We start from the raw sequence: 14,632 nt of genomic DNA, 5'->3' as shown, positions 1-14,632 counted from the left end.
TTCGTACAAAAATCTTTTTGTTAGACATTAATGCGTGAAAAAAAAGTATTGTGTTTAGTGGTGTATAATTTGTCAATCGTCTTAATACAAATTCAAGTCGTGAATGGGTCTCGGCTTGTTGGGTTTTAATTTGTTTAATTTTAAATTTATAAGTTTTACTATGAAATTGTATATGAAATCATTGCTGCTACTCCTACTTTTAGGAACCGCTGCCTCCTGTAATGACAGTTTCCTTGATCAAACCCAGACTTCGGATTTGAATCGTGAGACCGTTTTTGCAGATAGTACGTATACCGCCAATTTCCTGACCGGAATCTACACCGACATCGGGTTCGACATCAACTACAACAGATGGACCTACCTTTTAGCCAATGGTGGTGGTATACAAAGTGCTTGCGACGAAGCTGAATTTTATCCTTCGTCTACCATTTGGACAAACATGATGTTTGCTACCGGTACTGTTAATCCGGTTACGGTAAGTGATGATGCATGGTCGAAATGCTACACCAACATTCGTAGGTGTAATGTATTCCTTGCCAATATCGACCGGTCGCCGATGGTGTCGAGTCGAAAAGCTCAATACATATCTGAAGCTCTTTTCTTACGTGCCTGGTACTATTTTATTTTAATGAAACACTATGGTGGTGTACCAATTATTGGGAATAATGTATATGATGCTACTTCGACTATGAAAACCTCGCGCAATACATGGGCGGAATGTGTAGAGTATGTGACCCATCAATGTGACTCTATCGTCCAACTTAATGTACTTCCCGTAAGACGAACAGGCCAAGAAAACGGTCGTGCCTCATCGGCAGCAGCATTGGGTCTTAAAGCCCGTGTCTGCCTCTATGCAGCCAGTCCCTTATTTAATGGAAGTGATTTCGCACCTACTGATACCAAAGAATTAGTAGGCTATTCATCTTACGATAAAGAACGTTGGAAAACGGCAATGGATGCTGCCCGCGCAGTAATCAACTTAGGAAGCTATAATCTCTTTATTAGAAGTAAAGATTTGAACGGAAAGGTTGAACCTGGTTTTGGATTCTACGTCGTATTCCAAGCCGGTGATACACGAAATGCTAATCTGACCGATGATGATGGTAAAAACAATAACGGAGCCTTTGCAGGCAACATCCTTGACCGTAAGTATCAACGTGAGTCCGGACATGAAGCTGCTTACTATCCACCTAGTGGCAGTCACTCCGGAACACGCCACGGCGGATACATATATAAAGACTTGGCAGATGCTTTCCCTATGGTTGACGGTAAACCCATTGACAATAGCCAGTATACATTCGATCCTTTGAATCCCGCCAAAAATCGCGACCCACGTTTCAACAATACTGTTATTTATGACGGTGCTTTGGTCCCTGCCGACGATACTTACAGTGCTACCACAGTTGTTAACACATGGATTGGCGTAGGGCAGACAAGCGATGCCGTATACCAAGGCACTGCCACCGGTTTCTATGTACGCAAGGGATGTGATCGTTTATGTAAAGGTAGTACATGGAACCCAAGCCGTCACAACGATCCACTGATACGTTACGCCGACATCTTACTGATGTATGCTGAAGCAGCCAATGAATATCATGGTCCCGATTTCGAAGAAACGCTAGGCGGACAACAACTTGGTTGCTATCCTATATTAAAACTCATTCGCAAGCGTGCCGGCATCGAGCCCGGTGCAGATGGTATGTATGGACTTGAAAAGGACATGACGCAAAAACAGATGCGCCAAGCCATTCAGGAAGAACGCCGCCTTGAATTTGCTTTTGAAGGGCATCGCTTCTTTGATGTACGCCGCTGGATGATTGCTCCGCAAACTGAAAGTAAAACCATGCATGGCATTGAAATCACTCGCGCCACTGACGGAACAAAGACCTGGAAAGAATTTGATGTACGCACGCATGTATGGCGTCCGGCTATGTACTTTTTCCCAATTCCTTACAATGAAACGGTGAAGTCGAAAGATTTGCTACAGAATCCCTATTACAACTAATAAAATACCCAAAATATGAAACATAGCATACATTTAGCGGCAATAGCCTTGCTGACTACTCTGCTTGTGACATCGTGTGATACGTTCTCTGCTCCTGCTGATCCTGACAAAAATACGGAGCAGGTCAAAGACATATCAGGCACGTGGCAACTCACCACAGTGAGCCGCAACAGTAATGATATTACCGAAACCATGGACTTCAGCCAATTCCAAATCGACCTGAAGAAAGATGGTAAGTACACAATTGAAAACTATTTGCCTTTTGTGGTACGCCACAATGGCACGTGGAAAGTTGACGATATCTATTATCCTTTTCGCCTCTATTTCACAGAGGATGGAACCACAGAGCAGGCTAGTACCGATATCCTATTCCCCATTACCAATGGCGAACGTAACATCGTGATTACTCATAGTCCTGGGTGCGGTTCGAATACCTACACTTATGTATTCAAGAAAATATCAGAAAACTAAAAATCATAACGCTTTATGAAAAAGAAATTAATCAGCTTGCTTCAACGCAAACGGCACATCGTAGCGTTATCAACTATACTTATGACTTTCGTCGTTATGAGTTGCCTCTTTATCGATTCTGTCGATATAACCCAAATGATAGACGGAAAAGCCGTAAACTATGCAAAGGCCGGAATGACTGCTACTTTCAAAATGCATGGACACATTAAGGTAGAAGGAGACCCACGCAATGACAAACGACTTGTTTTCGGTTTCTTGGCTCCAAAAAGTTGGAATCTGGCACAAAATGCCAGAGTTTCATACACAGAAGATACATTTGATCCGAATATAGGTGAGCAAAACATGACGCTTATACCATCAACCGAACAGCCTAGCAATAAACAAGGATTGTCATGGTCGGCCGCTCTCATGCAAGAATACGGTGTAGGTACCAATATTCTGGAAGATATGGAATGGGCAGCCTATTGGACAAAACCCTATAACGGCGTTGCAGGGGAGATTCATTTTACAATCTATGTCCGTGTACCCGTAGGAAACAAGAACCTGCGTTTCAAACCATCATTCTTTATTAACAGTACTGACGATAACTTCAGTACAAGCGCGGATGCAAAGAAATGTGAAGAAGCCGGATGCTTTGAGGTAGTAGAAGGTGAAGGACTTGTTACGGACTTCTGTAGCGAACACTTCAACAAAACCACCCCATTGACAGCATTGCAAAATGACTTTATTACCTTTAGCTTTATAGGAGGCATGGACGAGGATAATGCACTTGTCAAGGCCGATAAGATCTATTTTGAAGGAACGGCGGTAGGTAGCGACGGACACCGTTATACCGTAAATGAGAAAAGTGACAAGACCCTGATGAAACGAGAGAATCAGTATACAAAAACATACAATATCACATTTTGGCCGGAAGGGTTCTTCAATGTACCTGAAGGAACAGAGCTTGTAAATATTGAATATGCCTTCACCAATGCCGATGGTTCTATCTCCATTACGCAGTCTGATGATGACTTTGTAATGTTAAACATACCTATTCCACCGCAGAAGGAACCATTCATATATACGTTCTATTGCGAGTGATAACCCTATATTCTACTGATAATGAAACAGAATATGTATAAAATGATAACGACGGGACTACTATGTGTAGCTGCCGTCGCACTAAAGGCACAAGATGCACCGGCAGACAGTGTGGCGCACACTAAAAGTAATACCCTAGGAGCATCTTCGACGGTTTATACCAACGACTTGGTAAAATATCAGTCGGCTACCATCCTTACCGGATTGCAAGGACGATTGAAAGGTCTTAATGTATCACCTTTCCGTGGCATGCAACTGTTACGGACTGATGCCAATACCAAATCCGATATAGTAGGAGCCATTCCTAATGTAGGTGGAGGTATCTACGGAGATAATTCGGAATTTCTCATTTCAGCACGCGGACAGTCGCCTGTAGCCATTGTCGACGGGGTGGAACGTGACCTGTATTCCATAGATCCCGAAGCCATTGAATCGGTTACCATTCAAAAAGATGCTCTTTCCAATATGTTTTTAGGAATGCGCAGTTCACGTGGTGCATTGATTATCACTACCAAAAATCCTGATGCAAAAGGCGGTTTCCATCTCTCACTCACCGGAAAGTTTGGTATATCCAGTGCATTGAAATCCGGTCCAAATCCACTTTCGGCTTATCAATATGCTTATTTGCTCAACGAAGCATTGCTTAATGATGGCAAGTCACCACTCTATACGTATGATGATTTTGAAGCCTATCGCAATGGAACTTCCCCTTATTTGCATCCCGACGTAAATTGGAAAGATGCCATTATGAACAATTCTACTACGTCGCAAGCCTATAACCTGAATGTAACAGGTGGCGGACGGGTAGCCCAATACTTTGTCAGTTTGGGATATTACAGCGAAAATGGATTGTTCAAGACAAACGATGCTAACAGCTACAATACTAATTTCAAGTACAACCGATATCTCATCACATCGAAGGTAAACATCAACGTGACAGATGAATTTAAGGTAAGTATGTCCTTGATGGGACGTATAGAAGAGGGGAACCAACCCGGAGGTATTTCGGGGACAGGATACAGCGACCTTTTGAGCAACGTATGGCAGACTCCCAACAATGCTTATCCCGTCTTAAATCCCAACGGAACGTATGGTGGTAACGCTTCGTATACACAAAATCTCTATGCACAGACCACTGGTTCGGGATATATATCAAGCAATACCCGCGATGTCGTAGGAACTATTAATTTGAAATATGACTTCGACAAATTGGTGAAAGGACTTTCCGTTGGTGCAACGGGAAACATCTCATCACAAGTGCGCAATGCCATCGTTCGCACCAAACAGGCACAAGTATTTCAATACAGCATAACCCAACAAGGCAACGAAGCTTATGACAAGTATGGAGATGTGAGTTCACAAACCAACAGTTACCGTTCGGTATCGACATACCAATATATGTATGGCAAAATGTATGTAGATTGGGAACGTCAATTTGGTATGCACGGTGTGAAAGCTTCGCTCTGGGGCGATACACGTACTATACTCAACAACTACGACCTGCCTATGATTCCGTCAAACATCGGACAGAAAGTTGAATACAATTACGATAACAAATACTTCGCGCAAGCAGCCGTAACGGAAAGTTATTACAACCGCTATGACAATGGACGTCGCTGGGGAACATTCTGGGCAGTAGGCCTAGGTTGGGATATCAGCAAAGAGAAGTTTATGGAGGCATCAAAGATAGACCAACTCAAGTTACGCGCCACATACGGTCATACAGGAAACGGAATCGACAATGCCGGATACTTCAGCTACTTAAAGAGATACAATGAAGATGGCGGATTCTGGTATAGCAATGGTACATCCATGAGCAACGGAGGTTCAGTATCGGAAATATCCCCATTGGCAAATACCCTACTGACATGGGAAAAAGGAAGGAAAGTCAATGTAGGTTTAGATTTAACCTTATTAAAGAACCGGTTGACCTTCTCGGCCGACTATTACAATGACTACTACTACGATATATTGCAATCACGTGGTAAGAGCATCCAATTGCTAGGCATTGCTTATCCGGCAGAAAATATCGGAAAAACACGTTACTACGGATTGGAAACACAACTTAGCTGGCAAGACCACATTGGTAAAGTGAACTATTATGTATCTGCCAACTGGAGTATGGAACAGAATAAACGGTTGTTCATGGACGAGCAATACGTACCTTACGACTATCTGAGAGCAACAGGTCAACCCACCGGTGCCATCTACGGATTAGTGGCTACCGGATTCCTCACAGCTAAAGATATAGCCGATGGATATCCCGTAATGAACGGCTTCAACAATATTCAAGCCGGTGACGTGAAATACAAAGACATGAACGGTGACGGCGAAATCAACGAATTCGACCGTACTGTGATTGGTGGCGATAAACCGACTTGCTATTTTGGTATTGACTTAGGCTTTGAATGGAAAGGGCTGGAAGTTACAGCACTTATCCAAGGTGCTTACAACCGCGATTTATATAATAGCGACCGCACATTACTCGAAGGATTCCAAGTGATCGGACAAAGCTACGGACAAGCTTACACCAATCTACTGAATCGTTGGACACCCGAAACAGCTGAAACTGCTACGTATCCGAGACTGACTGCCGGAGGCAATATGTACAACTACGGAAACAACTGGAACTCTTCACTCTTTGTACAGAACGGAAACTATATTCGTCTCAAGAACGCCACCGTATCGTACAAACTACCCGAAAACTTCTGCCGTAATTACTTAGGCGGACTGCGCGTAAAGATATTTGTACAGGGACAAAATTTACTCACATGGTCACGTACCCGCTTGCAAGACCCTGAAGTTACCTTCACCAGCTATCCGTTACAACGCACCATTACGACTGGAATCAATCTTAACTTCTAATAAAAACGATGGATATGAAACAAAATAAATATGGCACATGGGCAGTAGGAGCATTTATGCTGTTATTGAGTGCTGCCGCATGTACAGATAGTTATGAGAGTACGCCTGTAGATATGTTTACAGAAGATTATCTCTTCTCGAAGACCGATTCCAACGGAACTGTCGTACGTAAGTATCTCAACCGCATCTACTATTACATGCGCAATGGACACAACGGTGTAAATGGTGACTACTTGGATGCCGCTTCCGATGATGCGCTCTCTGTCTATTCGTCCGAGTCTGATGTATACAAACTGGCCATCGGACGTTACAGTGCCTCTAATCTTATTAACTCGGATATGATTTGGAGCGACCCTTATTTGGTGATTCGCCGCGTGAATATTCTGTTGAGTGGAATTGATGTAGTACCTTTCAACACTACTTACACTGATGCACTCGGTAATACACGCAGGCTCAATGATTCTATGAAAGCCGAAGCCCGGTTCCTGCGTGCTTACTTCTATTTTGAATTGGTGAAGCGCTACGGTGGAGTACCCATTATCGGTGATAAAGTGTACGAATTGAACGAAAACATCGAATTACCACGTAGCACGTTCGAGCAATGTATCAAGTATATTGTAAGTGAGCTTGACGATATCAAGGATGACCTTCGTTCGCTGCCACTACCTGACGCCGCCGCTAGCGCACACGTAGTAAACACACAAGCTGCCCAGGCGCTAAAGATTCGTGTATTGCTCTACGCAGCAAGTCCGTTATTCAACGAAAAGCCCATTGAACCTGGTAACGAGTTGATAGGATATGCCTCTTATGATCGCGAACGTTGGAAAATAGCAGCCGATGCCGCCCGCAACTTTATTAACACGTACGGAACGGGTGACGGAGCTATCATGGGACTTGACGATAATTTCAAGAATATATTTACCAATTGGTATTCAAACGAACATAAAGAAGTTATCTTCTTCCGTGAAAACGCAATGGATAAGACGGTGGAAACAGCTAACGGTCCATTGGGACTTAGCGGTGCCAAACAAGGAAATGGCCGCACCAATCCCACGCAGAATTTAGTTGATGCGTTCCTTATGAAAGACGGTCACTTCATCAAGGAAGGTAAATATGAATACAATGAACAGCTTCCTTACGCACAACGTGATCCACGTTTGGAATATACCATTATACACAATGGTTCGTCATGGGTGAACTCTACGATGGAAACATGGCAGGGTGGAGCCAATAATCCTCTTGGTTCGTCATACTCACTCACGAGTTATTACATGCGTAAGTTTATGGGTGATTTTGAAGCAGCCAACGAATATCAAGACACACAACACAACTGGGTGATGTTCCGTTACGCCGAAATACTTCTGAACTTTGCCGAAGCTGAAAACGAATATTTGTCTACTCCTTCGCAAGCTGTGTACGATGCTATCATCGCCCTGCGTAGACGTGCAGGTATCGAAGCCGGTGATAATAATCTGTATGGATTAACAACCGATAAGTTGACACATAATTTAACGCAAGCAGAAATGCGTAAAGTGATTCAGAATGAACGCCGCATCGAATTGGCTTTTGAAGAGCATCGCTATTGGGACATTCGTCGTTGGCGACTTGCCGAACAGGTCTATGCACAACCTATTCAAGGAATGTACATCACTAAATCACAGACTTCCACGACCTACATTCCGCAAGCTGTGCTCAATGTACAATGGGACAATAAACGTTATTTCTATCCGATTCCTTATTCGGAAGTAATAAAAAATAAGAATATGGTTCAAAACCCTAATTGGTAATATCTTATGAAAAGAGTAATTATAACATTCTTGTGCCTCCTCTGCATTGTACAGGCATACTCCCAATCGTTTACGATAAGCGGTACCATTATTGATGGGGAAAGCAACGAACCGCTTATCGGAGCGGGTATTCTGGTAAAGGGAGCCGGAAGAGGTACTATCACCGATATAGATGGAAAATATTCGCTGGAAGTGAAACGCGGCGAAACATTGGTATTCTCGTTTGTAGGCTATCAAAATCAGGAAGTAGCAATAACGAAGCAACATACACTGAATATCGCATTGAGGGTTTCCGAAGCCAACAACCTGAACGAAGTTGTTATCACAGGTCGCGGTAGTGCAAAACGTATCACTCTGACCGGTGCCGTAAGCGGTATTCAAGCCAACGAATTGCGTAGAGTTCCTACAAGTAGCTTACAGAATACATTATCGGGTAAACTGCCCGGCTTCTTCAGTCAACAACGTTCCGGTCAGCCGGGAAAAGATGCTTCCGACTTCTTTATCCGTGGTGTCAGCTCCTTGAATGAGGACGGTAACAAACCGCTTATTATGGTTGATGATGTGGAATACAGTTACGAACAGTTGTCGCAAATCAATGTCAATGAGATTGAAAGCATATCTATATTGAAAGATGCATCCACTACTGCTATTTATGGTATCAAGGGGGCTAACGGTGTGTTGGTTGTCAAGACACGTCGCGGTGAAGAAGGAAAACCTGTGATCCATGTACGTGCAGAAGCTGGTGGCCAGATACCTGTCCGTAAACCCAACTTCTTAGACTCATACAACACCGCCCTGTTAGTTAACGAGGCACGTACTAACGATGGTTTGACAAAAATGTTTACACAACATGATTTGGAACTGTTTAAAGACGGTTCCGACCCATACGGACATCCTAATGTAAACTGGTACGACGAAGTGTTCAAGGAGTCGGCTATGCAGTCGAACATCAATGTCGACGTATCGGGTGGTACCAAACGTTTGAAATACTTTGTTTCCGGTGGTTATTTCTCACAAGGCGGTTTGGTTCGTAACTTTGCTAAAGCAGATGACGATGTGAATACTGGCTATTTTTACCGCCGTTTTGATTACCGTACCAACTTGGACTTTACAGTTACTGATAATCTGACTATGCGTCTGGACTTCAGTTCGCGCTTCATGAATATCAACGAACCGAGTAGTCTGAATGCTACAGGTGAGATTTACAATTTTACCGCCATGCACCCCTATTCGGCACCGGTACTCAATCCGGACGGATCGTATGCTTACCTTTCAGATGTAGACGGTTATGGACCTACATTGAATGCACGTTTGGCTAACGAAGGTTACACGCGTACACGCCGTAACGATAACAACATTCTCTACGGTGTGAACTGGAAGATGGATTGGCTTACCAAAGGATTGTCGGCCAATGCACGTATAGCTTATTCTACTATCGACGAAGTCTTCCGCAAGGTAAACCGGGGAAAAGATGCATATCCTACCTACCACTATGATCCTACTACGGATCAGTACAACATCAACCCCAACCGTAAATATGCTTATTCACAGTATGCTCTGACGGCTGGAACCAATCAGGCTGTGAAAAATCTGGATGTTCAGGCCTCCATCAACTATGTACGCGTATTCAATGAAATACACGACGTTAGTGCCACGCTACTGTATAGCCGCCAAAGCCGTACCGTAGAAAAAGATCCAAACGATACGGGACAAAAGATTCCCGAAAACTTTCAGGGACTTACCGCTACCATAGGTTACAAGTATAAAGATAAATACCTGATCGACTTCAATGTTGCATACAATGGTACCGACCGTTTTGCCGAAGGACACCGCTACGGAATATTCCCTGCTGTTGGTGTGGGTTGGCGTATCTCCGAAGAATCGTTCTTCAAGGATAACATTTCTTTCATCCAACTATTAAAAATCAGAGCTTCGTATGGTATTGTAGGTTCGGACGTAGCTATGGGTAATCGCTACCTTTACAACCAGATATATACAGCAACGGATAACGCCTATAATTTCGGACAAAGCGATGTCACTTCCACTTCTATTACGGAAGGTGACCTTGGTAATAGCAGTGTGACATGGGAAGAAGCCAAAAAGTTTGACATAGGTCTCGACTTTAATGCATTCGACCGCTTCTCACTCACTTTCGACTGGTTCTATGACAGACGATACAATCAGCTTGTGAAGCGTAACGACATACCTCAAATTTTGGGTGTGGGAACTTCACCTATCAATGTGGCACGCACCAGCAATATGGGTTTCGACGGACAAATTGGTTACCAAGACCGTTTCGGCGAGTTCAACTTCAACACCAACTTCGTCTTCTCGTATGCTAAAAATAAGGTAGAATTTAATGCTGAAGCGCAACAAAGATACGATTGGTTGTCAGCAACAGGTCGCCCTATCGGTCAACCGTTCGGATACACTTGGATCGGTTATTATACACCTGAAGAAGTGGACTTGATTCATGCAGGAGCCGCAAATGCACCGGCTGTGCCCAATACCGACGTGCCTATCCAAGCCGGCGACTTGAAATACAAAGATTTGAACGGTGACGGTGTTATCAACGACTTTGACAAGGGAGCTATTGGTAAGCCAAACTTACCCAACACCACACTGGGATGGACAATCGGTGGTTCGTGGAAAGGATTGTCAGTAAGCGTACTCTTCCAAGGTTCTTTCAACTACAGTTTCTCGGTAAACGGCACAGGCATCGAACCTTTCAAGAGTCAATTCCAACCCCTACACCAGAAACGTTGGACACTGGAACGCTACCTGAACGGTGAAGCCATCGAATTTCCGCGCTTAACAAGCAATCCGTCGACTGTAAACAGCGCAGCAGCATATATGTCCGATTTTTGGTTGATTGATGCCTGGTACATCCGCTTGAAGACTATCGACGTCTCCTATCAAGTGCCTACGAAAGTATTGCCTTCGTGGCTTACAAACCTCCGTGTCTACCTCAATGCTTACAACATGTTCACATGGACAAGTTTTGATAAGTATCAACAAGACCCGGAAATCAAGTCCAACTCCGCCGGTGATGCATACATGAATCAACGCGTGTTTAACTTAGGAGTACAACTTACATTTTAATAAAACGATAAATTTCTCATAGCAGTATTGATAAAAAGGGATGCATTCATGTAATGCATCCCTTTTTTTACTTCTTCCTGCCTATGTCAATGTGCCTCCACTTCACCCTTTCTCCTGTGTATATTCAAAAAGGAGCTTTTAGAAGTTTCACCTTTAACCGGTGCAGAAATGAACAATAACAACATCACTGATTGTATTCACATCACTCCGATAGTAAGCTTATCCATCCGGTTCTACTTAGCTTTTGTGACAAATCCCCATTAAACAATCGTTATACAACCGTTATACTTCCATCATACAGTAACTATTTGTCGATCAGGATGCCGATATAGTTAATTCACCACGGACGTGGTAGCTTCTTCCCACAGCCGTGAAGAGTTCCTACCACGGCCGTGGGAAGATCTCGTCACGGCCGTGGGAAGTTAGCAATGTCGACACTTTAATGGAACAATACCGATATCTCAGCGTAACTATACAGGCTTCTCAACGCAACCGTACCGGCATCTCTCATTATAAAGTCTCACTTTATTAACCTCACAATAAGCTACTTGATAAGAAATCAAGGTTGACAATAGGAATATATATATTTTATTATCAGCCTATTGTCAGCATCTATTGTCAGGATATATAAAACTGATATTCAAACACTTGGATACCATCCTGACAGATTGACAATAAAAGGAGTACAAATCACAATGTATTACCCAAAGCTAAATCAGAGGGTTTTGCTTAAATCCGTACCGTTATGAATAAATTCAATAAGCATTTATACTAGTAACAAAAGCACTCTTTCTCTTTGAAGTATTTCTCTTATTCAATGCGTTGATTTTTATATTGACTGCATACTTTTTTTATCATGTGGAAGAATTTATTGTTTCATTAGGGGAAAACCTATAGGAATCATTTACTATAAAACAGACGATTTAGTTCATTCCTGCACCACTAAAGATGAAATCTGTGAATATCCATAAAACTATTTATTAGAGAGAGCGATATTTATGAATGAGTCATTTAGGGACTTAAAAAATGAGGTTCAACTATTTCCTTATCATAGCTGAACCTCACAATACAAAAGAGATGATGAAATAAACTAATCTTTTTAATTCTTTCTTCCTTTATAAATTCACAGTAATACCTTTAGCCATATCGCCAGAAGATTTATAGACACGACCGTTATGTAATACTTCCACTTTGATCATTCCACAATCAAATTGTTCTTCTCCTTTGCTGTCTGTCATTTTTACAATAAGATTATGCGCTCCTGCTAACTCTGCTTTAAAGGTCAGTTGTTTATAATTTCCTTTTTGAAACTCCCATCCATCTCCTTTGTCCCAATACAGAGAACCTTCCGCTTTACCGTCTTTATCGAGACAAACAACTAAAGTTAAAGGGTCAAATGAGTTTTCATTTACATTCTGAATCACCTTTCCAACAGGAACAATAGCTCCTCCCCTGACTTTTAGCTTAGCCTGATATTTACCCTTTGTATCTCCTTTTATCAAAGACAATTCCTCCCAAATACCTTTTGGTAAAGAGGGATTCTTTGCAAATGCAGGAATTACTAATATGTCTGTTCCCAGCATAAAAGCCTGTTCCTCCGAGCGCAAAGTCTGATCTTTTGGATCCGCAAAAAATACAGGAGCCATGATAGGTTGGCCATCAGTATGAGCTGCATAGAAAGCTGTATAAAGATAAGGTATCAGCCGATAACGGCGTTCCAATGCCATGCGTGATTCTTTTTCAAGTTCTTTACCAAATGCCCACGGCTCTTTGTTATTCGTATCACAGGAAGCGTGTCCTCTGGAAAAAGGGAAAAATGCACCAAATCCTAACCAATTCCCCCACAAATCAGAAGTTGTATTGCCTGCAAATCCACCGATATCAGGACCATTGAAAGGTTGTCCGGATAGGCCTAATGTAATAGACATCGGAACAGAAAGTTTCATATGTTCATAAGTTGCCTCATTGTCACCTGTCCACATAGCTGCATAACGCTGTCCACCAATAATATTGGAACGGGAAAGAAGAAACGGGCGTTTATCCGGATTCGCAGCCATCATACCATCACGAGAGGCTTCCACCATCAATCGTCCATAAGCATTATGATACATCAAATGATTACCTGTCGGCAAATTACCTCCACCCAAATGAATATTACTTTCAGGCATTGATCCACCGGGGCCGTCAAATACAGATGGTTCATTCATATCATTCCAAATGCCGTCTATACCATTAGCCATAAAGTCTTTATAAAGTCCTGCCCACCAAGAACGTGTTTCCGGGCGGGTAAAATCAGGAAAAGCACAATCACCTGGCCATACTTTTCCATGAAACTCATTACGATAAATGTCACGGACAAAAACATCCTGCTCTTTCCCGGTTTTATAAACAAAATAGTTTTCATCTACTTTCACCCCGGGATCAATCATAAATACCGAATGAAAACCTTGATCGTGTAGGTAATTGTTCATACGCTTCGGATCGGGAAAATCTTTATCGTTAATTGTAAATACGCGAAATTCATCCATATAATTGATATCAAACCATATCACATCACATGGAATTTTCTTTTTCCGAAAGGTATCTGCTATATCTTTTACTCTAGCCTCTGGCACATACGAGAAACGAGATTGGTGATATCCTATCGCCCACCTGGGAGGCATACTTATAGTTCCTGTCAATTCTGCAAGTCCCTTCAATACTGCCTGTGGCGACTCACGATCTATAATGTACGTACGGAAAGGTGCACCTTCTGTTTTAAATTCTATTTTATCCGAGTTGGTTACCAATTCTGCTTTGCAAAAGCTATCGAACAAAACGCCAAAAGCTGTTCCATCCGGACGAACACCCAATACCCATGGATGGGTTTGATATAAACGTGCCCCACCATCCACTCGATACATACCATTATCGGTATTCCACATCTTTGTCTTTTGTCCATTACGCAATAGCGGTCCCGTTACTTCTCCACCCCCATACAAGCTTGTTCCGGCAGGAACATCCAATGAAGCATTAGCTTTACCGTCCACTGTTGTAAAACGAGGGATCAATGTCCAGTCTGCCGGTATTTCTCCCTGTTTTACCGGCTCATTAGATAGAATTAGAGAGGGGGTTCGAGCTACATCATATTTTTCGGGTATAAATTCGACTATTCTCTCCCCCACTAAAGTTACTTTTTCTGTTTTTACATCACCTGCCCACGTTACTTGCGTAATAAAGATCAAGGCTGTTACATGCAATAATGACCACTTCTTTCTCATTTTTAACTCTTTAAATTATTATATAGTAATTCAAATCAACGGGATTTTCATACCAACTC

General features: G+C 42.6%; 7 protein-coding genes. 6 read left to right on the top strand and 1 reads right to left on the bottom strand.

The window, feature by feature from the left end:
* Positions 1 to 160: 160 nt before the first annotated feature.
* From NXV01_RS09295 to NXV01_RS09270, 6 genes are read left to right on the top strand one after another with little or no spacing between them, the layout of a single operon-like run.
* Positions 161 to 2,005, top strand: a complete 1,845-nt coding sequence (locus NXV01_RS09295) for a RagB/SusD family nutrient uptake outer membrane protein (protein ID WP_217722058.1) — start codon at positions 161 to 163, stop codon at positions 2,003 to 2,005.
* Between the two features lie 15 nt (positions 2,006 to 2,020).
* Positions 2,021 to 2,476, top strand: coding sequence for a DUF5004 domain-containing protein (locus tag NXV01_RS09290; RefSeq protein WP_004324863.1), 456 nt, complete (start codon positions 2,021 to 2,023; stop codon positions 2,474 to 2,476).
* A gap of 15 nt (positions 2,477 to 2,491) precedes the next feature.
* Positions 2,492 to 3,559 carry a DUF4961 domain-containing protein gene (locus NXV01_RS09285; protein ID WP_217721342.1) on the top strand — a complete coding sequence of 356 codons (1,068 nt, stop codon included), beginning with the start codon at positions 2,492 to 2,494 and terminating at the stop codon, positions 3,557 to 3,559.
* 33 nt (positions 3,560 to 3,592) lie between these two features.
* Complete coding sequence (locus tag NXV01_RS09280) at positions 3,593 to 6,424, top strand: SusC/RagA family TonB-linked outer membrane protein (protein ID WP_217721343.1); 2,832 nt, start codon at positions 3,593 to 3,595, stop codon at positions 6,422 to 6,424.
* A gap of 14 nt (positions 6,425 to 6,438) precedes the next feature.
* A complete protein-coding gene (locus NXV01_RS09275) occupies positions 6,439 to 8,211 on the top strand; it encodes a RagB/SusD family nutrient uptake outer membrane protein (RefSeq protein ID WP_217721344.1) in 1,773 nt (590 codons plus the stop codon).
* Positions 8,212 to 8,217: 6 nt separating this feature from the next.
* A complete protein-coding gene (locus tag NXV01_RS09270) occupies positions 8,218 to 11,313 on the top strand; it encodes a TonB-dependent receptor (RefSeq protein ID WP_259022239.1) in 3,096 nt (1,031 codons plus the stop codon).
* 1,115 nt (positions 11,314 to 12,428) lie between these two features.
* Here the strand turns inward: NXV01_RS09270 and NXV01_RS09265 are convergent.
* Complete coding sequence (locus NXV01_RS09265; RefSeq protein ID WP_259022238.1) at positions 12,429 to 14,573, bottom strand: TIM-barrel domain-containing protein; 2,145 nt, start codon at positions 14,571 to 14,573, stop codon at positions 12,429 to 12,431.
* Positions 14,574 to 14,632 lie beyond the last annotated feature (59 nt).

Source organism: Bacteroides sp. BFG-606 (genome assembly GCF_024788145.1).
Classification (GTDB): domain Bacteria; phylum Bacteroidota; class Bacteroidia; order Bacteroidales; family Bacteroidaceae; genus Bacteroides; species Bacteroides vicugnae.
The sequence above is the reverse complement of the archived record's forward strand: the minus strand, read 5'-3'. Positions and strand labels throughout refer to the sequence as shown.